Origin of the sequence: Streptomyces sp. NPDC056480 (assembly GCF_042795405.1) — a bacterium.
Classification (GTDB): domain Bacteria; phylum Actinomycetota; class Actinomycetes; order Streptomycetales; family Streptomycetaceae; genus Streptomyces.
In genome coordinates this window covers 47,572-67,960 of the sequence record NZ_JBHTSA010000040.1, presented here as the reverse complement: position 1 = coordinate 67,960, position 20,389 = coordinate 47,572, and the positions used below count along the sequence as shown (strand labels likewise).

Annotated in this window: 13 protein-coding genes; 5 read left to right on the top strand and 8 right to left on the bottom strand. The window is 72.3% G+C overall.

Annotated features, from left to right (window positions below):
* Positions 1 to 53: 53 nt before the first annotated feature.
* On the bottom strand, positions 54 to 1,949 hold the full coding sequence (locus ACFQ79_RS19530) for a CAP domain-containing protein (protein WP_383585045.1): 1,896 nt from the start codon (positions 1,947 to 1,949) through the stop codon (positions 54 to 56).
* Positions 1,950 to 2,111: 162 nt separating this feature from the next.
* On the bottom strand, positions 2,112 to 3,137 hold the full coding sequence (locus tag ACFQ79_RS19525; RefSeq protein ID WP_383585043.1) for a multicopper oxidase domain-containing protein: 1,026 nt from the start codon (positions 3,135 to 3,137) through the stop codon (positions 2,112 to 2,114).
* 206 nt (positions 3,138 to 3,343) lie between these two features.
* On the opposite strand from ACFQ79_RS19525, the gene ACFQ79_RS19520 reads away from it, so the two are divergent.
* Together ACFQ79_RS19520 and ACFQ79_RS19515 are read left to right on the top strand one after the other, a co-directional pair.
* Complete coding sequence (locus ACFQ79_RS19520; protein WP_383585041.1) at positions 3,344 to 5,836, top strand: ThuA domain-containing protein; 2,493 nt, start codon at positions 3,344 to 3,346, stop codon at positions 5,834 to 5,836.
* Between the two features lie 53 nt (positions 5,837 to 5,889).
* Positions 5,890 to 8,058: an OmpL47-type beta-barrel domain-containing protein gene (locus ACFQ79_RS19515; RefSeq protein ID WP_383585055.1), complete on the top strand. Its 2,169-nt coding sequence runs from the start codon at positions 5,890 to 5,892 to the stop codon at positions 8,056 to 8,058.
* Between the two features lie 63 nt (positions 8,059 to 8,121).
* On the opposite strand, the gene ACFQ79_RS19510 is transcribed toward ACFQ79_RS19515, so the two are convergent.
* Positions 8,122 to 9,921 carry a SpoIIE family protein phosphatase gene (locus ACFQ79_RS19510; protein WP_383585039.1) on the bottom strand — a complete coding sequence of 600 codons (1,800 nt, stop codon included), beginning with the start codon at positions 9,919 to 9,921 and terminating at the stop codon, positions 8,122 to 8,124.
* Positions 9,922 to 10,056: 135 nt separating this feature from the next.
* Here ACFQ79_RS19510 and ACFQ79_RS19505 point away from each other — a divergent pair, with 135 nt between their 5' ends.
* The 3 genes from ACFQ79_RS19505 (at position 10,057) to ACFQ79_RS19495 (ending at position 12,491) form a co-directional block, all read left to right on the top strand.
* A complete protein-coding gene (locus ACFQ79_RS19505; RefSeq protein WP_383585037.1) occupies positions 10,057 to 10,431 on the top strand; it encodes a PadR family transcriptional regulator in 375 nt (124 codons plus the stop codon).
* Positions 10,428 to 10,988, top strand: coding sequence for a hypothetical protein (locus ACFQ79_RS19500; protein WP_383585035.1), 561 nt, complete (start codon positions 10,428 to 10,430; stop codon positions 10,986 to 10,988). Before ACFQ79_RS19505 ends, ACFQ79_RS19500 begins: the two co-directional genes overlap by 4 nt.
* Positions 10,989 to 11,087: 99 nt before the next feature.
* Positions 11,088 to 12,491, top strand: a complete 1,404-nt coding sequence (locus ACFQ79_RS19495) for a diacylglycerol/lipid kinase family protein (RefSeq protein ID WP_383585032.1) — start codon at positions 11,088 to 11,090, stop codon at positions 12,489 to 12,491.
* Between the two features lie 99 nt (positions 12,492 to 12,590).
* Here the strand turns inward: ACFQ79_RS19495 and ACFQ79_RS19490 are convergent, their stop codons facing one another.
* The 5 genes from ACFQ79_RS19490 to ACFQ79_RS19470 form a co-directional block, all read right to left on the bottom strand.
* Positions 12,591 to 13,775, bottom strand: a complete 1,185-nt coding sequence (locus tag ACFQ79_RS19490) for a Gfo/Idh/MocA family protein (protein ID WP_383585030.1) — start codon at positions 13,773 to 13,775, stop codon at positions 12,591 to 12,593.
* Between the two features lie 149 nt (positions 13,776 to 13,924).
* Positions 13,925 to 16,144, bottom strand: coding sequence for a right-handed parallel beta-helix repeat-containing protein (locus ACFQ79_RS19485; RefSeq protein WP_383585028.1), 2,220 nt, complete (start codon positions 16,142 to 16,144; stop codon positions 13,925 to 13,927).
* A gap of 5 nt (positions 16,145 to 16,149) precedes the next feature.
* A complete protein-coding gene (locus ACFQ79_RS19480; protein ID WP_383585026.1) occupies positions 16,150 to 17,652 on the bottom strand; it encodes a M1 family metallopeptidase in 1,503 nt (500 codons plus the stop codon).
* Positions 17,649 to 19,346, bottom strand: a complete 1,698-nt coding sequence (locus ACFQ79_RS19475; RefSeq protein WP_383585024.1) for an extracellular solute-binding protein — start codon at positions 19,344 to 19,346, stop codon at positions 17,649 to 17,651. The genes ACFQ79_RS19480 and ACFQ79_RS19475 overlap by 4 nt, the downstream gene beginning before the upstream one ends.
* 165 nt (positions 19,347 to 19,511) lie before the next feature.
* On the bottom strand, positions 19,512 to 20,372 hold the full coding sequence (locus ACFQ79_RS19470) for a carbohydrate ABC transporter permease (RefSeq protein WP_383585022.1): 861 nt from the start codon (positions 20,370 to 20,372) through the stop codon (positions 19,512 to 19,514).
* Positions 20,373 to 20,389: the final 17 nt, after the last annotated feature.

Here is a 20,389-nt window from a genome sequence, read left to right as displayed (position 1 = left end):
GGCCGCACCCCCTCCTCCTGTCGCAGGGCCCGGGGGCGCCTGCTCCCGCCGGGTCAGCGGGCGCCGAAGACCTGGGTCCAGTACGGGCCGCCCTGGGAGTGGATGCCGACGCCTATCTCCTTGAAGTCGCAGTTGAGGATGTTCGCGCGGTGACCCGGGCTGTTCATCCACGACTCCATGACCTGCTCCGGGCTGCTCTGGCCCATGGCGATGTTCTCGCCGTAGGTCGACCACGGGTATCCGGCGGCCGTCACCCGCTCCCCCGGACCGGCACCGTCGGGGTTGGTGTGGTCGAAGAAGTCACGGGCCGCCATGTCGTCGGAGTGGCCCTGCGCCGCCCTGGTCAGGGTCGCGTTCGCGCTCAGCGGGCCGCAGCCCGCCTTGGCGCGCTCCGCGTTGACCAGCGCGATGACCTGGTCGGCCTCCGAGCTCTGTCCGTTGTCGTTCTGCGGGCCCGCGCCCGTCCCGTTCCCGGCCTCGTCACCCGAGCCCGATCCCCCGCCGTTGCCCGAGCCGGGCCTGGTCGGCGGCGCGTCCGGGGTCGGCGCCGCGGTCCGCGGCGGGGTCGTCTTCACCGGGGCGGGCTTGGCGGTGCGGACCGGGCGGGGCGACGCGGTGGTGGGCTTCGCGCTGGGCGACGCCGTGGCGGGTGGACGTCCGGTGGCGGACTTGGAGGCGGAGGGCGAGGTGGTGGGGGTCGTCGCCGCCGCCGACGGGGTGCCGGAGTGGGTGGACGGGTCCTGGTCGAGGGGCAGGTCGAGCTCCGGGGCCGTCACGCGGTTCGCCTCGAGGACCTCGTCGTCGCCGCCGCGGCCCCCGGACAGCGAGAACGCTCCGCCCGTGACCGCCATGACCACCACACCGGCGGCGATGACGGCACGGCGCCGGCTCCGCTCCTGCGTCCGGCGACGGTGCCGGAGCGCCGCGCGCGTGCCGTGCCGGCCGGGCGCGGCGGAGGCGGCGGAGCCGGGCGCGGACCGGGGCATGGGGGGCCGGGTGTGCCCTGCGGAGCCGGCCAGGAGGTACGGCTCCGTCAGGTCCGCCGCGTGGTCGTGTCCGTACCCGCCGAGGTGGGCCGTCTCGGACGGGTCGGTGCCTCCGTCCGTACGGTACGGGTCGCCGTCGGTGGCCGCGTACGCGCCCGGGGCGGCGCCGGGCCCGCCGGCCGCGGCCGCGAACGCGGCGGTCGGCGTCGTGTCCCGCGGGGCCTCGTCCGTACGGGCCGCAAGCACCGGCGAGGTGGCCGCGAGGAGGACCTCGGCCGGGACCAGCGCGTGCCAGCGCGGGGCGCAGTGCCCGCAGCCGATCGTGTGATGGGCGAGGTGGTCGCGCCACGGGGCGGAGGGGCGGCCGTCCCATTCGGCCGCCTCTCGGCCCAGGAAGGGGCAGGCCGGGTTCCCGGCCAGCGCGCCGGCGACGACACGTGCGGCGTCGAGCCGGGCCCGTACGGCCTCGATCCGGGCCGGCGCCTCCTCGGCAGGCCAGCGCAGCGCGGCGGCCGTCTCGTACCGGGTCAGCTCGCCCGCGCACTCCAGCCACCACAGCGCAAGCTGTTCGCCGTCGTCCGGGTCCAGCCAGCGGGCCGCCTCGGTGATCTCGTACGCCGCCCGCCCGTGCGCGGACGACGGCTCGGCGGGCGCACCGTCGCCGTAGCCGGCCGGCTGCTGGTGCCGGTGGCGGCGGATCCCGTCCACGGCGATGGCGACCAGCCAGGGCCGGAAGACCCCGGGGTCGGTCAGGGTGGGGAGCCCGTCCAGGGCGCGCAGCATCGTCTCCCGTACGACGTGCTCGACGTGTTCGGCACCGTGGCGGCCGTTCATGGCCAGTGCCACGGTGGTGTGGATCAGGGGCAGGTGGGCGGTGATCAGCTGGTCCCGCGCCCACGGGTCACCGTTCCGCGCCGCGAGGACCAGCTCCGTGTCCCGCTCGATTCCTGTGCTCTGTCGCACGCCGACCGTCCCGTTCGTTGGAGATGATTGCGCATGGGAGAGCCTGGAGCGGGGCGCGGATAACGAAAAGGCCGCGGACGGTGAAAGTGATGTGGGTCACGTGACAGGTGGGGCCACCGCGGACCGGCCGGGACGACCCCGGCCGGGTCCGCGCCGCGGGGCTCAGTGGTGGTGGCTCGCGCCGGACGCCTGGGTGGCAGGTTCGCCCTTCGCCGTCGCCGCACCGTGCGTTCCGTGGTCTCCGTGGCCCGGTACCGTGCCGTCCGGCTTGGCCACCAGGAAGAGTCCGGCCATGCCCATGTCGGAGTGGCTCTGGACGTGGCAGTGGTACATCCAGGCGCCGGCCCCGACGTGCTCGCCCGCGATGATCTGGAAGCCGAACGAGTCCGCGGGTCCGGTGATCTTGTTGTCGACGACCCGGCTCACGTCCTCGGGTCCCGCGAGGAGGCCCGTGCGGTTGTCGGCCCAGCGATGACCGTGCATGTGGAACGTGTGGTAGTACTCGCCGTGCGTGATCATGACGATCTCCACCCGGTCGCCCACGGTGGCGAGGAAGTTCGGCGGGTCGGCGGCCGGCCGGTTGTTGATCGTCATGTCGTTGAAGACGATGGTGAACTGCTTGTCCGGCAGGATGTCGCCCTTGCGGCGCACCACCAGGCCGCCGTAGAGGCCCTTGCGGATGCCGCCGGTGCCGTGGTCCGTGCCCACGACGTGGTCGTGGTAGTGCCAGTACCCGGCGCTGCCGGGCCGCCAGGTGCCGTCGGGGCGGCGGCCGGGGGCGTGGGTGCGCCAGGTGTACGTGCGGGTGGCGCCCGCCTCCACATGGCTCCCGCTCATCCTCGTACCGTCGTTGTCGATGTCGTAGTCCACGCCGTGCGCGTGGAGGCTCACCGGAACGTCCATCAGGTTCTCGAACTCGATGTGGAGGGTGTCGCCCTCGTTGAGCTCGATGAGCGGGCCGGGCACGCTCGCCTTGCCCTTCTCCAGGCCGTAGCCCATGCGCCCGTCGGCCAACTTCTCGGCGTACAGCTTGAGATGGCGTATCTGGCCGCCGGCCGGGGCAGTCCTCAGCGTGGCGGCCGCGTCGGGTGCGGCACTGGAGGCGGAGGCGAGGGACAACGATGTCACGCCGGTCGCGGCGACCGCCCCGCCCGCGAGCAGGCGACGGTTGAAGCTGCGTCTGTCCATGTCGAACTCTCCGGTCTTCAGAGGAGATTGACGGGGTGCGGGGCCAGCGGGGGCTCCTGGGGACGGCCCACACCGTAGCGGGGCGGCAGTGGTTTATCCACACCCAGGACAAAGTTCGTCCGGTTGCGGCCATAGCCCTTGGCGAACCGCGCAAAGAGGTCTAGCTTCAACGGCTGTCGTTGTGACCTCAGAGGGATGGGTGACCCATGAAGCGCACACCACATCACCGGTCGAGATCGAGAACAGGCTTTGCCGTGGCGGCACTCGGGGCAGGCGCCCTCACCGCCTCCCTGCTCGGCGGCAACCCCGCCGCCGCCAAGCCGGATCCGGACCCGCCGTCGGCCAGGGCGGCGACAACGTTATCCCTGCCGTCGCCCCCGGGCGGCGCCAACGTGCGGATCCTCGTCTTCCACGGGTCCGCGACGGCCGAGTCGCCGACGGTCGACGCGGGCATCGCAGCGGTCGAGAGCATCGGCCTCACCGGCCCTGCCGCCGGCCGCTACCGCACGCAGGCCACCGACGACCCGGCCGTCTTCACCGACGCCAAGCGACTCGGCACGTTCAACGCGGTGGTCTTCCTGACCGGGGGCGGCGATGTGCTCGACCCCGAGCAGGAAGCGGGCCTCGAGGCCTACATGGAGGCGGGCGGCGGATTCGTCGGCGTCCACGAGGCCGCCCGCACCGAGCCCTACTCCGGCTGGTTCACGGGCCTGATCGGCGCCCGGCCCACCGGCGCCCCCAGCGGCACGCAGCGCGCGGTGGTGGAGGTCGGCGACCGGCAGCACCCGGCCACCAAGTCCCTTCCGCTGGAGTGGAAGCGGCCCGACAAGTGGTTCAACTGGGACCGCAACCCGTCCGGCACCGTGCACACCGTGGCGCGCCTGCGGGAGTCCTCGTACCAGCCGGCGGCCAAGCCCAACGGCTGGGACCACCCGGTGTCCTGGTGCCGTGACTACGACGGCGGCCGGTCCTTCTACACCGCCATGGGCGGCACGGTCGACAGCTACGCCGAGACGGACTTCCGCGACCATCTGCGCGGCGCGATCGCCTGGACCGCGCGGATCTCCCGCGCGGACTGCAAGGCGACCATCGACGCCAATTACACCGCCGAGCGCGTCACCAGGCCCAACCAGCCGGGTCAGAACGACCAGATCGGCGAGCCGCACGGTCTCGTCGCCGCTCCCGACGGCCGCATCCTGTACATCGGCCGCGGCGGCGCCGACTCGAGCGTGCCCGTCGTCACCGACTGGAACAACCCGGAGATCGGCAAGGGCAACGGCGAGATCCACGTCTACGACCCGAAGACCGGGCAGGTCACCAAGGCCGGCGCGCTCACCGTCTTCGGCAACAAGGGCGGCGGCGACGAACTGGTCAAGAACGAGGAGGGTCTGCTCGGCATCGAGCTCGACCCCGGCTTCATGACCAACGGCTGGGTCTACCTCCACTACACGCCGCACTCCCGGATCGACCGCGTGGAGCACATGGGCGAGCGGCGGGTCTCCCGCTTCACGCTCGATCTCGCGACGAACAGGCTCGACCTGGCGAGCGAGAAGGTGCTGCTGAGCTGGCCGGTGCAGATCCACAGCTGCTGCCACGCGGGCGGCGGCATGGCCTGGGACTCCAAGGGCAATCTGTACATCGCCACCGGAGACACCAACTCCTCCGGCTCCAGCGGCGGTTACTCGGGCAACAACCCCGCCCCGAACTTCAGGGGCGTCTCCTTCGCGGACGCGCGCCGCACCGCGGGCAACACCAACAACCTCAACGGGAAGATCCTGCGGATCCATCCCGAGCCCGACGGCACGTACACCCTCCCCGCGGGCAATCTCTTCACCGGCGAGGAGAGCGACGAGGGCGGCGGCAAGACCCGCGGCGAGATCTATGTGATGGGGGTGCGCAACCCCGCGCGCATCTCCGTCGACCGGACGACCGACATCCTCTACGCGGGCTGGGTCGGCCCGGACGCGGGCGCGCCGTCCACGACATGGGGTCCGGCCAAGTACGACACGTTCGCCGCGATCACCAAGGCGGGCAACCACGGCTGGCCGTACTGCATGGGCAACAAGCAGCCCTACCGGGACCGCGGTCTGCTCGACCCGGCCAAGCCGCTCGGCTGGTACGACTGCGACGCGCCGAGGAACGAGTCCCCGAACAACGACGGCCTGGTGAACCTGCCGCCGGTCACGGGGAACACGATCTGGTACTCGCCCCAGGGCGGCGGCGTCGACTACCCCAGGGACGCCGCGGGCATCCCGAGCTACAAGCAGGAGGAGCAGAAGCTGCTGCTGCCGTGGCTCAAGGGCGGCGGGCAGGCGACCATGAACGGTCCGCTCTACCGCTACGACGCGGCGAGCGACTCGGAGGTCAAGTGGCCCTCGTACTGGGACGGCAAGTGGTTCGTCGGCGACTTCTACGACGGGGAACAGCCGCGGCACGCCGTGCTCACCGATCCGAGGACCGTCGGCAGGGGCGGACTGCCGGTGCACGCCGAGTCCCTGAAGAAGATCATCCCGGTCGGGCAGGGCGGCATCCGCAACCTGATGGACTGGAAGTTCGCCCCGGACGGTTCGCTGTACGTCCTCGACTACGGGCGCGGCTTCTTCACCTCGCACCCCGACTCCGCGCTGTGGCGCGTGACCTACAAGGGCGGCGGGCCCACGCCGGCCGCGGACCAGCTGGCCAGGAGGGCGGCGCAGTGATCACGAGACGCAGAGGCGCGAGCCTGTGGGCGGCCCTGCTGGCCGCCGTGGCGATGGTCGTCGGCCTGACGTCGGCGGCCGCCTACGGCAGGGCCGACGACGCGCGGCGCGGCGACGACGGCGGCCGGACCGCCGCGGCGCAGGTGCTGACCTGGAAGGCGGGCGATCCGATCGACCGCTATCTGGAGTTCCCGACCACGGCGGTGGCCGGTGCGACGACGATCGTCTTCGAGAACAGCGCGGCCACCGGCAACACGACCGGCATGCCGCACACCCTGACGTTCGACGTCTCCGACCCGGAGTACAACAACGACGTCCCGCTCAACATCCTGGCCAACCCGGGCGACGCGAACGGCGGCCGCCACACGGCCGAGGTGACGCTGACCCCGGGCCGGTACCTCTTCAAGTGCACGATCCCCGGGCACGGCCAGATGCAGGGCATCCTCACGGTCACCGAGGGCGGCGGCGAGGACACCACCGCGCCGGAGACGACCGCGAAGGTCGAGGGCGACCGCAACGCCGACGGCTCCTACGTCGGCCAGGCGACGGTCACGCTCGGCGCGACCGACGCCGGTTCGGGCGTCGACAAGGTCGAGTACGCGGTCGGCGCGGACGGCCCGTGGCAGCCGTACTCCGTCCCGGTCGTCGTCGACCAGGTCGGCGCGCACGCGCTCCGCTACCGGGCGAGCGACAAGGCGGGCAACACCGCCGCCGAGAAGACCGCCGCGTTCTCGGTCGTCGCCAGGCCCACCGACGACACGACGGCCCCGGAGACCTCGGCGACCGTGTCGGGCGAGCGGGACGACCAGGGCCGCTATCTCGACATGGCCACGGTGACGGTCACCGCGTCCGACACCGGGTCGGGGGTCAACACCATCGAGTACGCGATCGGCGACGGCGCCTGGCAGCCGTACACCGCTCCGGTGATGGTGCACCAGACGGGCGAGCACACCGTCCGCTACCGGGCGAGCGACAAGGCGGGCAACACCGCCGCGGTGAAGTCGGTCTCCTTCACGGTCGTCACCCAGCCCGATCCCGACACCACCGCCCCCGAGGCCGCCGCCTCGGTCACGGGCACGCGCAACTCCGACGGCGCGTACATCACCAGCGCCACGGTCACGCTGTCCGCGTTCGACGCGGACTCGGGCGTCGAGCGGATCGAGTACTCGCTCGACGGCGGCCCGTACCTCGCGTACACCACCCCGGTGATCGTCGACCGCGTCGGCCACCACACGGTGCTGTACCGGGCGACGGACAGGGCCGGCAACACCTCCACCGCCCGGAACACGGCCTTCACCGTCGCCGAGGGCGGCGGGGTGCCCGCGCCCAGCTGTCCGGAGTTCGACGAGCGGCTGACGGTGATCGTCGGGACCGTCGACACCGGTGTCCCCAACCGGATGACGAACAGCCGCTGCACGGTCAACGAACTCATCGAGGACGAGAAGGACTGGTCCTCGCACGCCCTGTTCCTCAAGCACGTCGACACGGTGATCGACCGGCTGCTCGCCGACGGCGTCATCGACACGCGCGAGCACAGGAAGATCTACCGCGCGGCCAAGCAGTCGGGCATCGGCAGGCCGGGCCAGACCGAGGGGTACCGGGACCTGTTCGACGGCACCGCGGCAAGCTTCTCGAAGTGGCAGCACGTCGGCGGCGGACGGTTCGGGCTGAGCGCGGACGGGGCCATGACCAGCAGCACGACGGTGCCGGGCATGGGCATGCTGTGGTTCCCGCAGCGGCAGTACGGCGACTTCTCGCTCAAGCTCCAGTGGCGCGACGACGCCCCAGGCGCCGGCAACGCCAACGGCGGGGTCTTCGTCCGCTTCCCCTACGTCCACGACAACCCCGAGGAGAGCCGTCCGGAGTGGGTCGCCATCAAGTACGGCCATGAGATCCAGGTCCTGGACCGGCCCGACGGCGACATGTACAAGACCGGCTCGCTCTACGGCTTCGACCGCGTCGGCCTCGCCGGTGCCGGGGTGACGCCCAAGGGCACCTGGAACGACTACGAGATCCGGGTGGAGGGCCAGCACTACTCGGTCTTCCGCAACGGCAGGCTGATCAACGAGTTCGACAACTCCGGCGGTCAGGTCTTCCAGCCGCCGCGTGGCGACGACCCGGGCACGGACGGCCGGCGCTACGCCGCCGGCTACATCGGGCTCCAGGTCCACGGCACGACGGACGTCATCTCCTACCGCAACATCCGGGTGAAGGAGCTGTAGACGAGCCGCGGACCGCGGAAAGGGCCCCTCTCCCGTGACGGGAGGGGGGCCCTTTCGGCCGTCTCATGTGGGCAGGTTCTGCTCCGCCCACACCACCTTGCCGGAGACGGTGCGGCACGAGCCCCACCGGCGGCACAGCATGTTGATGAGCTGGAGGCCCCGGCCGCCCTCGTCGCTGAGGTCCGCGTGCTGGATCTGGGGCAGGTCGGGGCCCGTGTCCGAGACCTCCACGACGAGGCGTTCGCCGCGCAGCAGCCGGAGCCGGCCGGGGCCGTTGCCGTAGCGCAGGGCGTTGCCCACGAGCTCCGAGACGACGAGTTCGCAGACGTCCGCGAGCTCCGCCAGATCCCACGCGTCGAGCTGGTCGGTGACCAGACCGCGGGCGACGGACGCGGCCCGCCCCTCCTGCGGCAGCTGCCACTCGCACAGCTCCTCCGGCGTGCCCGGCGCGGTCGTCGCGACGAGCAGCACGGCCTCGTCGAAGCGGCTGGCGTCGGTGGGGGCGCAGTCCGTCAGGCCGCCGCGTTCGAGCGCCTCGGGAGTGAGGCCGCGGGCCGCCGACCGCAGCCGCTCCAGCTGGTGATCGAGGTCCTCGTGCCGGGACTTGACGAGGCCGTCCGTGTACATGACCAGATGGCCGCCCGCCGGGACCTCCAGGCGGATCGGGTCGTACGGGATCACTCCCGCGCCGAGCGGCGCGCCGATCGGTACGTCCACGAACGCGGCGGTGCCGTCGCCGTCGACGATCAGCGGGGGCAGATGGCCGGCGCTCGCCAGGGTGTAGGTGGAGTCGGCCGGGTCGTGGACCGCGCAGAGGAAGGTGGCGACCTGCTCGTCCTCCAGGTCGCGGGTGGCGAGGTCGAGCCGGGCGAGGACCCGTTCCGGCGCCATGTCGAGGGTCATGAGGGTGCGGGCGACCGCCCGCAGGCGGCCCATGGTGGCGGCGGCGGGCAGTCCGTGGCCCATCACGTCGCCCACCATCAGGGCCGTGCGTCCGCCGGGCAGGGCCATCACGTCGTACCAGTCGCCGCCCACGCCGTGGTGGGCGGTCGAGGGCGTGTACTCGGCGTGGACGCGCAGCCCCGGCGTCAGCGGGGTCGCGCGGGGCAGCAGGCTGCGCTGCAGGGAGACGACGTGCTCGCGCTCGCGTCCGTACAGCCGGGCGTTGTCGATGTAGACGGCGGCCTGGGAGGCCAGCTGCTCGGCCAGCGCGAGGTCCGTGTCGGAGAACGGGGGCGTTCCGGGACCGCGTACGAAGTCGGCGCTGCCCAGCAGCAGACCGCGGGCGATCAGCGGCACCGCCAGATAGCTGTGGACTCCCGCGGCACGCATCTTCGCCGCCGCGCTCTCCGTCGGCGCGACCCGGTCGAAGTCGTCCTCGCGCATCCGGCTCACGAGGACCGGCCTGCCCTGCCGCAGGCAGTACCGGTGGAGGAGCGTCTCGTGGGTCTCCTCGCTCCGGACGAAGGTCTCACCGACCGGGGTGGGCTCCAGGGAGGCCAGCTCGTCGACGACGCTCAGCGCGGTGGCGCGCAGGAGCGGGACGCCCGTCCCCGTCCAGCGTGAGCCCTCCTCGCCCCGCAGGACGCTCTCCAGGATGTCGACGGCGGCCCCGTCGGCCAAGGTGGGCACGGTGAACTCGGCCAGTTCCTGAGCGGTGCGCTCCAGGTCGAGGGTGGTGCCGATCCGGGAGCCCGCGGAGTTCAGCCAGGCGAGCCGGTCGCGCGTGGTGACGCGGTCGAGGGGGACGTCGCCGTCGCTCCGGCCGAGTCGCCTGCGGGCGCCGGCCGAGCGGAGGACCGAGGCGCCCTTTCCGGCCGAGGCACGGCGGACAACGCGCCGTCTCCCGTTGCCTTCGTTCACTCTTTCGGCCTCCAGACAGAAACTCGTCCGCTGTTGGTGCACATCATGCACCTGCCTCCCCCTCCTGGCCGATCAGGGCGGCACGACTTCTCACTCCCTTGTGGCGCAAGACAGTGGCCGACTACCATGCACCGCATGACAAAGGAGCTGCCGACAGCCGGTGACCAGCGGCGCAGTCAGCTTCTGCGCGGTGTGCTCGACCTGTGCCTGCTCTCGCTCATCGCCGAACGTCCTCGGTACGGCTACGAGTTCATCGAGGCGCTCACGGAGAGCGGGCTCGAACTCGTCGGCGAGGGCAGCATCTATCCGCTGCTGGCCAGGATGGAGCGCGCCGGACTCGTCGAACCGTTCCGCGCACCGTCGTCCAGCGGCGGGGCGCCGCGCAAGTACTACCGGCTGTCCGAGGCCGGCCGGGCCGAGCTGGAGCACGGCCGGGCCGTATGGCAGGGGTTCACCGCCCAGGCCGGCCGGATCCTCACACGAACGACCCACGGGGGAACGACACCATGACCAACGAGCACGTCCTCGCGGTCTGCCGCAGCAACTGGGAGTACCGGGGCATCGACGACGCGTCCGCGCGCGAGATGCTCGCCGAGCTCACGGCCCACCTGGAGGACGCAGCGGCGGCCGGCCGTACTCCGGAGGACGTCGTCGGCCGGGACGTCAAGGCCTTCGCGGCGTCCTGGGCCAGGGCGCGGACGCCGCTGCACCGGCGCTTGCCGAGGACGGCGGCGATGGTTCCGTTCGTCGTGGGCGGGCTGCTGCTGGTGTCCCACCTCGTCCACTGGACGACGGTCGTGGACATCGACGCCGGGCGGCTGGCCTTCTGGCTGAGCATCGGCACCGCCACCGTGGTCCTCGAACTGCGCCGGGGGTCCCTCGGTTTCGGCAAGGGCTGGATCGTGGCGCTGGTCGTCGGACTGCCGGTCCTCTTCCTGACCCAGAAGCTGGCCGGCGAGGAGACGCTGTTCCTGCTGCCCCTGTGGGCCAGCGCCCTGCTGACGCTGCCGGGCATCGCGTACCTCCTCGCCGAACGGCGGCGCGCACCGCGTCCCGCGGCGTCCTGACCGGCGGCGCGTCTCACCCGCACGGCCCGGCAGGGATGCCCGTCCGTCCCCGAGCGTGAACGCTGGGGGCACGGACCGGGCCGAGAGGTGGGACACGGGATGAGCCAGGACGGCAGGGGCGGGACGCGGACGACGGGATCCCATGGGGGTACCGGGGCGCGGCTCCTCGCCCGGATCGCCGTGCTCGCGGCGATCGGTTCGCTGGTCGTCCTCGTCCTCACGATCGGCGAAGGCGGCCTCGTGGTCGTCCTGGCCGGCCTACTGGGGCTCGTCGTCTGCGCCGCGGGCGTGTGGTGGTTCCTGGCGCACCGCGGCGCGGTCCGCCTGCTCGGGACGCTCGTCGCGGTCGCCGCGCCGGTCGGCGTCCTGGTGCTCTTCGCGCACGACGGGCTGTGGCGCACGGCGCTGGTGCTGGTCCTGTGCTGGGCCCTCGCGCTGGCCTGCGCGCGGGCAGCGCTGCGCAGGGCCCGCCCGCGGCGGAGGACCCGCTCGTTCCCGGCGACCCGGCCCCAGCGGGCGTTCCTCATCATGAATCCGAAGTCGGGGGGCGGGAAGGTCGGCCGCTTCGGCCTGGTCGACCGGGCGGAGGCGCTGGGCGCCCGGGTGACCGTGCTCGATCCCGACGCCCCCGCCGACGTGGCCGCGCTGGCCCGCGAGGCGGTGGCCGACGGCGCCGACCTGCTCGGCGTCGCCGGCGGCGACGGCACCCAGGCCCTGGTCGCGGCGGTCGCCGCCGACCACGACCTGCCGTTCCTCGTCATCTCGGCCGGCACCCGCAACCACTTCGCGATGGACCTCGGCCTCGACCGCTCCGACCCGGCCCGCTGCCTCGACGCGCTCACCGACGGCGAGGAGCTCCGGATCGACCTCGGGGACGTCGCCGGGCGCCCCTTCGTCAACACCGTGTCCTTCGGTGTCTACGCCGACGTCGTGCAACGCCCCGAGTACCGTGACGACAAGGCGGGCACGGCCCTGACCCTCATGCCCGACCTGCTCGTCGGCGAAGGCGTTCGCCGGCTCGACGCGCGGCTCGACGACACGACCCTGACGTCCCAGCAGGCGCTCCTGATCAGCAACAACGCGTACACCTCGCCCGACGTGCTGAGCGGCGGCGGCCGCCGGCCCAGCCTCGACGACGGCGAGCTGGGTGTGCTGGGAATCCGGGTGGAGGGCGCGGCGGAGGCGGCCGACCTCGCCGTACGCGGCTCGCAGTCCACCGGACTGACCGTCACGACCGCCCGCCGGGTCGAGGTGACCGCTTCCCTGACGGGCGACACCGGCGCGGACGCCCCGGACACCGACGAGATCCCCGTCGCGGTCGACGGTGAGGCCCTGCGGATGACCACGCCGGTCGTCTGCTCGCTGCGCCCGGGCGCCCTGCGGGTCCTGGTCCCACGCGACCGCCCCGGCGTCGCCGACCCCGCCCCGCGCGTGGACTGGCGACGGCTCTTCGACCTGGCCTTCGGCCGTCCCGTGCCGAGTCTGCGGGGACGGGACAGCTGACGCGAGGGGAGTCGACGCACTGCGAGCCGGCGCGCCCCAGGCGCCGGGCAGCGATGTCCTCGAGCCCTCATGGCGAAGGCCGGCTGAGCCGGGCCGGTCTCATCGGGTCTGGCCCCGGGCGAAGTACGCGAGGAGCTCCGGATCGAGGGGCGGCACCGCCCGGGGCGTACCGCCGGTGCGCAGGGACTCCGTCGCTCGCACTCCCGCCGCCACGGACATCCGGGCCGCCACCGGTGACGTGTCCGTGCGGCCGCCCTCGCGGGCGAAGCGGACGAACTCGTCGACGAGCAGGGGGTCCGCGCCGCCGTGTCCCGCGTCGTCCTCCGCCGCGGGTACGGGGTACTCGGCGTCCGGCTCCGCACGGTAGCCCGAGCGGCGGGAGTTCCACACCCGGACCGCTCCGCCGGGGCCGTCGCCGAAGTTCTCCAGCCGGCCGGCGTCGCCGATGACGGTGTAGTTGCGCCAGTAGTCGGGGGTGAAGTGGCATTGCTGGTAGGCGGCGAGAACGCCGTTGTCCAGGCGCATGTTGACCAGGGACACGTCCTCGACGTCGATCACCGGGTTGAGTCCGCGCTGGGTGTGCGGCGGCCAGTGGCCGTCCTTGGTGTACCAGTCGTCGTGCTTGGGTTCGCCGGGGGCGCGGCGGTGCGGGTTGGCGCCGTAGACCATCAGGTCGCCGAGCGCCTGCACCTGCTCGGCGTACCCGCCGGCGAGCCAGTGCAGCACGTCGATGTCGTGGGCCGCCTTCTGGAGCAGCAGTCCGTTCGTGTAGCGCTGTTCGGCATGCCAGTCCTTGAAGTACCAGTCGCCGCCGTAGCCGACGAAGTGGCGGACCCAGATCGTCTTCACGGTGCCGATCTCGCCGCGTTCGACGATGTCCCGCATCAGCCGGACCACCGGCATGTGGCGCATGTTGTGCCCGATGTAGAGACGGGTGCCCGTCTCGTACGCGGTGCGCAGGATCGCGTCGCAGCTCTCGATGTCGGTGGCGAGGGGCTTCTCGACGAAGACGGGCTTGCCCGCCTTCAGCACCTCGCGGGCCAGGTCGGCATGGGTGTGGTCGGGGGTGAGGACGAGGACGGCGTCGATGTCGGGGTCCTCGACGATCTCACGGTGGTCGGCGCGGAGGCGGGCGCCGGGGAAGGCCGTGGCCGCCTCCGCCCGGGCCCGCGCATCGTGGTCCGCGAGGGCGGTGACCCGTGAGCCGGCGCCGGGGCGGTGGGCCGTACGGGCGAGTGAGCCGCGCAGTCCGTAGCCGAGGACACCGAGGCGGAGGTCGGTCATGGTCGGTCGTTCCTTCCCGAGGGACACGGGTGAAGCGTCATGGGGTGAAGCGTCATGGGTGAAGCGTCACAGCGGAGGCCTCCCCCCTGACACGTACCCGCTGAGACGTCACGGATGAGGCGCCACGGGGGCGACCTCACGGGGAGGCGTCACGGATGGATGAGGACGTGGGCCAGGGCCACCCGGCCGGTGCCCCGGTGCACGATCCTCAGGTACCGCGCTTCCGTGTCGGTGTTCACCAGGGTGGGCCGCAGCGCCTTCCCCGTGAGGGGGATCGTCGTCGCGTCGCCGAAGTCGGGCGAGGCGGCGAGCTGGACGTCGACGTCGGCGGTCGTCATGGAGGTGTTGTTCCACACCTCGACCTGGCCGATGTGGCGTACGGCCCCGAGGTCGGCCTGCCACCAGGCACCCGGCTCGGCGAGGGTGCGGGTGTCGGTGGTGGTGTCGCCGTCGACGGCGTACCCGGCGGTGGCCGTGCCGTCGGTCGAGGACTGGGTCACCGCGGCCGTGCGCGCGAGGTCGGGCCGCAGCTGTTCGACGTGACCCCGGCCGTCCGCGCCGGCCGCGCGGGCCACCCGGAGGGCCTCGGCGGGAAGCCGGTCGAGCGACGTGTGGTTGCCGGTCGAGGTCGAACCGGTGCCGGAGAGGGCCGGCGCGGCGGTGTCGGTCCAGTTGCCGGTGGCGTGGTTGTCGATGCCGTAGTCGGCCCAGTTGGAGACCCACTTGTAGCCGACGCGGGTGATCACATTGCCTTCCACCCGGATGTGGCTGGACTGTTCGTCGAGGTAGACGCCGTTGCCGTCGCGCTCGGTGTTGCCGTAGGCGCTGCGGTCGATGTAGTTGCCGGAGACGACCGTGCCGGGCTGGGCGCCCTGGGTGTAGACGGCGCCGCCGTCGTGCTGGTCGTCCGCCACGCGCATGACGTCGGTGATGCGGTTGGCCGTGATCCGGTTGTCGCGCAGCACGGACGTACGGGCCTCCGGCTGGTTCCACCCCCAGCCGACCGAGACGCCGGAGTACGGAAGGTCCGCCAGGGTGTTGTGGTCGACGGTGAGCCGGGCCTCGTACCCCGCCCAGATGCCGACGGAGTCGGTGTACTCCACGCCCGTGCGCCGGATCGTGTTGTACGAGAGGGTGTTCCGCTCCCCCGCCCGCTCGGGGTCCGGCAGGGGCTCCGTGTCGCCGACGTAGGCGGCGCCGGAGGACAGGTCGGTGAAGCGGGAGCGGGTGACCGTGGTGTCCTTGGTGCCGTCCTCCAGGACGAGGCCGGCACCGCCGAGGCGGCTGAGGTCGAGGCGGTCCACGACGACGTCACGGCCGCCCCGCACGGTCAGGGCCGCCACCGGCTTGGTGTAGTGGCGGCCAGCGTGGTCGACGGGTCCGGTGGCTCCGGTGAGGGTGAGTCCGGCCTGGGTCCCGGCGTACCCCTCGTCCGTGTTCGGCTGGTTCCAGGCCGCGTACCGCAGGGCGAGCCGCTCGACGCGCACGTCGTGGGCGCCGTCGAGGACGAGGAGCCGCTCGGTGGCGGGGGTGACGGCCCGTGCGCGCCGCATGTCCTCGCCGCGGCGCGGCAGGTAGGTGACGGTGCGCGCATCCGCGTTCCAGACGAACTCGCCCGGTTCGTCGAGGAGTTCGGCAGCGTTCTCGAAGTACGCCACCTTGGTGAAGCGCGTGGAGTCGACGGTCGTCGTGTCCCAGGCGGGGCCCGTGCGGTCCGTACCGGAGGCGGAGTTCGACCAGCACGGCTGGGCGAAGGTCAGCAGGTCGCCGTCGACGCCGGTGATGCGGCAGTGGTAGTTGCGCCAGCGGACGGCGATGACCGCCTCCGCGTCCGTGGGGCGGTCCCAGCCCGCGATGCCGGTGGCGACGGCTCCCGTCATGCCGGTCTTCGTCGCGTCGCAGACGGCGGCCGGGCAGGAGCCGCCGCGTGCCCGGACGGCCCGGACGCCGTCGACGAAGAGCTGGCGCGGGGTGACGCCGTCGGGGACGCGCGCGGTCCAGGTGCCGTCGGCGTTCGCGGCCCAGCCTGCCAGGGTGCGACCGCCGGAGAGGACGGGGGCGGCGCCCGGGGCGGCGGTCCAGGTGACGGTGTGGCCGCCGCGGCCGGAGTCCTGCTCCCCCAGGGTCAGCGGCCCGGTCAACGCGTAGGTGCCGTGGGCGAGTTCGACGCGCACCTCGCGTCCGGAGACTCCGCGGGCCGCGTCACGCGCGCCGGTGAGGGAGCAGGGGCGGCCGGTGCTGCACGTCGTTCCCGAACCGTCCGGGGCGGCGTGCAGGACCTTGGGCGCGGGCTGCGCCGCGGCCGGCGCGGCCGTGAGGAGTCCGGCGGCGAGCGCGATGAGCGCGGTCAGAGCGCGGATCCGTCGCATCGCGCTCACACCCAGTCCGGGTGTCCGGGCATGGGCGGGTTCTCCGTGCTGAAGAGCCAGTCCTCCAGGAAGGGCCGCAGGGAGTCGTCGTGGGCGACGCGGACGGCGTTGTCGATGAAGTCCTGCGAGTCGGCGTTGCCGTCGCGGTGCCTCTTCAGCCAGGACGCGACGATCGCGTCGAACTCCTCCTGTCCGACCCGCTGGTGGAGGGCGTAGAGGACGACGGCGGCACCGTCGTAGATGTTGAACCCGCCGAGCGCGGTGGGGAGTCCGGGCGGGCCGTCGGTCTTCCGGACGGCGTCGAGCCTGGTGTACGCGGTTCTCATCTTGTCCTGCAGGGAGGCGGTGCCCTGCTGGTCGGCCCAGAGGGCCGCGTAATAGACGGCGGGTCCCTCGTTGAGCCAGGCGCTCTGCCAGGTGGTGGGGGTGACGGAGTCCCCGAACCACTGGTGGGTCAGTTCGTGGATCATGACGTTGGTGTACGTCGTGGAGGTGGCGGCGTTCTTGAACCAGTTCGGGCCGAAGAGGGACAGGGTCTGGTTCTCGAGGGCGTCGCCGTAGCCGTCGCGGACGATCTGCATCCCGTAGGTGTCGAAGGGGTAGCGGACGCCGAGGGTGTTCTCCAGCCAGGCGATCTGCCCTGCGGTGCGCTCGACGATCGGCCGGTACGTGTCGGCCTGCTCCTCGGGGACGTAGTGGCGCAGCCTGATGCCGTGCGGGCCCCGGCCGGTGAGGACGGTCTGCCGGGCGACGGAGATGCCGAGGAGTTCGGGGGCCATCGGGGCGTCGAGCCGGAAGTCCCAGGTGGTCCTTCCGGGGCCGGCCGGGCGGCTGCCGGTGGCCGTGCCGTTGGCGCCGGCCGTGTAGCCGTCGGGGGCGGTGAGGTGGAAGGCCCACCTCGCCTTGTCCCTGGTGGTGTCGTTGACGGGGGCGAACGTGTCGGCGCGGGAGGCCTGGGCGGCGGAGACGAAGCCGCCGTCGCTGATGTGGCGCCAGCCGGGGGCGCCGACCGGCTTGGTCTTTCCGTTCCCGTGGTATCTCACGGTGACGTCGAAGGGGCGGTGGTCGCGCAGGCCGCCCTCGGGCGTGACGGTGAGCTCCTGGCCGCTGCTGCCGGGCGCGACGGACCAGGCGGCGTCCTTGCCGTCGACCGTGACGGCGTCGATGGCGAGCGAGTCGATGTCGAGGTTGAACGAGGACAGGTCCTGGGTCGCCCTGGCACTGATCTTCATGGTGCCGGTGAAGTCGTAGGTGACCGGGGTGAAGTCGAAGGAGAGGTCGTAGTGCCGTACGTCGTAGCCGCCGTTGCCGAGTGTCGGGAACAGCGGGTCCCCGGCCCCGGGCGCGCCGGGCTTCGGGTCGAAGGGTCGGGCGTGCGGGGAGAGGGCTTGAGCGGTGAAGGCTTGAGCGGGGACGGCTTGAGCGGGGACGGCGGTCGCCAGCGCGGCCGTCGAGGCCACGGTCGCCACGGTCGCGACGGCTGCGCGCAGGATGCTGGTGCGGGTCACTGCTTCGCTCCCTTCTGGGCTGCTTCCTCGAACTCGCGGCGGGCCTGCCGGCCGCCCTTGTCGAGGTACTCCTTGACGAGGCCGTCGTAGCTGCTCATGGGCTTGCGGCCGGTGACGATGTCCTTGATCCAGTCGCCCTTGAGGGTGTTGAGGGTGCCGGACGACTTGGAGTCCCAGGTCGGCGAGGAGTAGCTGGCCGTGGGGTCCGGGGTCATCCGGGGGATGAGCCGCGCGTACGCCTCGTGCAGGTGCTTGACGCCCCGCGGGTTGGTGGCGGAGTAGAGCGCGGGCGTGGCGGAGGCCATCAGCTGCCAGGGGACGGCGACGTCCTGGCTGCCCTGCTCGGTGAGGATGGGGGCGCCCTTGCCGTCGCGCCGGTGGTCGGTGCCCTCGACCCCGTAGGCGAGGAGGGTGTACTCCTCGGTGCCGAAGGGTGCGGCGACCCAGTTGGCGAGCTGGAGGATCTCCTTGACGCGGTTCGCGTCGGCCTTCTTGACGAAGGACTCGCTGAGCCGCGCGTTGTTGTTCCAGGCGACGGCGTTCTGGCCGATCGGCGTCATCGGGCGGACGTCGTACGAGGGGTCGACGGCGGCCATCGCGTCGAGGTATCCGGTGCTGGGCGTGAGGTAGGCGGGCCAGCCGTCGAAGACGTAGGCGGCGCGGCCGTTCTTGAACAGGTCGGTGTACTGGGCCTTCTGGGCACCCGACATCTGCACGGTGCCCGGGTAGTAGCAGCCGGCCTTGTACAGCTTGGCCGCCATCTCGATCGCGGCCCGGTACTCGTCCGTCTCCAGGTCGAGGGTGAACTTCCCGGTCGTGGCGTCCATGCGCCAGTAGTAGGGGGCTCCGTACGACATGGCGATCAGGGTGGTGACGCCGGCGGAGATGGCGTACCGCTTCTCCTTGGGGCGGGTCAGCTCCTTGCACAGCTCGAAGAAGCGGTCCATGTCGGTGATCTGGTCGAGGCTGGTGACCCCGGCCGCGGCGAACAGGTCGTGACGGTAGTAGCCGGCGCCGCCGGTGCCGGCGCGGGCGATCGGGATGCCGTACAGCCTGCCGCCGTAGATGGAGCCCTGCCAGGCGCCCTTCGGAATGGCCGCCAGGTTCGGGTAGTCCTTGATCCGGTCGCCGGAGAGGTACGGGGTGAGGTCGGCGCACTTGGCGGCGAGGAACGCGGCCTTGTGGTCGACGCCGCCCGTCTCCGGGTACATGAAGAGGTCCGTGAGGGTGTCGCTGGCGACCATGGTGGAGAACCTGGTGGGCCAGTCGTCGGCGGCGACGGCCTGGATGTCGACCTGGGTGCCGAGCCGCTTCTCGATCTCCTGCCAGGCGGCGTTCCGCTCGCGTCCGGGCGCCGGCGGCTTGAACGTCTCCAGAGAGGCGGTGATGGTCCTGGCCCCCTTGAGCGGAGTGCCCGGGACGGCGCGGACGGGCTTGGCCGGGTAGCGGGTGAACCCCTGGGGGACGCCCTGGGCGGTGCCGGGGTGGTCGGGGGTGATGCCGAGGTCGCGCAGGACGGTGTTCGGCAGGAGGGAGCCGCTCTTGACCGACGCCTTCTCGGCCGCGGCGCCGCTGCCGCCGCATGCGGTGATCAGGGGTGCGGCGGCGGCGCCCAGGCCGATGCCGGCCCCGAGGCGGAGGAGTGTTCTGCGGTCGAGCGGGGTGGAGGGAGTGGACCTGGAGGACCGGGACATGGGGACTCCTGGGAGGAAGGGCGGGGGTGAGGGGCGGCGTGGAGCGGCACGGCGCGAGGGCGGGGCGCGCGGCGGGACGGCAGGACTCGCGGCGGGATGGCGGGGCGCCCGGCGGGATGGCGGGGCGCCCGGCGGGACGGCCGCGCCGAGCGCGGGGCGGTGGGCTCAGCCCTTGATGGCGCCGGTGAGCACGCCCTTGGTGAAGTAGCGCTGGAGGAAGGGATAGACGCAGAGGATGGGGAGGACGGCCACGACGAGCACGGCCATCTGGACCGACTGCTGGGGGGCCACGGATTCGCCGGCGACGGCGCTGTCGAGGCTCTGGCCCTGGAGGACGAAGGTGCGGAGCACCATCGGCAGGGGCCACTTCTCGCTGTCGCCTAGGTAGAGCATGGCGTTGAAGAAGGCGTTCCAGTACGTCACCGCGTAGAAGAGGCTGACGACGGCGATGACGGCCTTCGACAGCGGCAGCACGACCTGGAGGAGGATGCGCAGATCGCCGGCGCCGTCCACCTTCGCCGCGTCGTACAGCTCCTCGGGGAGGTTCATGAAGAAGGAGCGGAGGACGACCAGGTTGAAGGCGCTGACCATGGTCGGCATGACGAGGGCGGCGAAGGTGTCGTAGAGGCCGAGTTCGTTGACGAGCAGGAAGTTCGGGATGACACCCGGGTTGAAGAGCATCGTGAAGAGCGCGGTCATCAGAATGACCCGTGAGCCGACGACATCGCGCCGGGACAGCCCGTACGCCATGCCGATGGTGAGCAGCAGGGCGCAGCCGGTGCCGACGAGCGTGACGCCGACGCTGACGAGCAGGGCGCGGGTGACGACACCGCCGGTGAAGATCGTGCGGTACGCGTCCAGGGTGGGGTGGTCGGGCCAGAGGACGAGGCCGGCGGACCTGATGATGTCGCTCTGGGAGGCGAAGCTGGTGCCGATCACGCCCAGGAGGGGGTACGCGACGGCGGCGACCACGAGGGTGAGGGCGAGGCCCTTGGCGGCCAGGCCGATCCGGGTCGGGCGCTCCATCCACGGAGGTCGGCCTG

Bases quoted from the DNA above. Each gene is read 5' to 3' on its own strand.
- ACFQ79_RS19525 (WP_383585043.1), bottom strand. From the start codon at position 3,137: ATGGACAGACGCAGCTTCAACCGTCGCCTGCTCGCGGGCGGGGCGGTC.
- ACFQ79_RS19520 (WP_383585041.1), top strand. From the start codon at position 3,344: ATGAAGCGCACACCACATCACCGGTCGAGATCGAGAACAGGCTTTGCC.
- ACFQ79_RS19515 (WP_383585055.1), top strand. From the start codon at position 5,890: ATGGTCGTCGGCCTGACGTCGGCGGCCGCCTACGGCAGGGCCGACGAC.
- ACFQ79_RS19505 (WP_383585037.1), top strand. From the start codon at position 10,057: ATGACAAAGGAGCTGCCGACAGCCGGTGACCAGCGGCGCAGTCAGCTT.
- ACFQ79_RS19500 (WP_383585035.1), top strand. From the start codon at position 10,428: ATGACCAACGAGCACGTCCTCGCGGTCTGCCGCAGCAACTGGGAGTAC.
- ACFQ79_RS19495 (WP_383585032.1), top strand. From the start codon at position 11,088: ATGAGCCAGGACGGCAGGGGCGGGACGCGGACGACGGGATCCCATGGG.
- ACFQ79_RS19490 (WP_383585030.1), bottom strand. From the start codon at position 13,775: ATGACCGACCTCCGCCTCGGTGTCCTCGGCTACGGACTGCGCGGCTCA.
- ACFQ79_RS19485 (WP_383585028.1), bottom strand. From the start codon at position 16,144: ATGCGACGGATCCGCGCTCTGACCGCGCTCATCGCGCTCGCCGCCGGA.
- ACFQ79_RS19475 (WP_383585024.1), bottom strand. From the start codon at position 19,346: ATGTCCCGGTCCTCCAGGTCCACTCCCTCCACCCCGCTCGACCGCAGA.
- ACFQ79_RS19470 (WP_383585022.1), bottom strand. From the start codon at position 20,372: ATGGAGCGCCCGACCCGGATCGGCCTGGCCGCCAAGGGCCTCGCCCTC.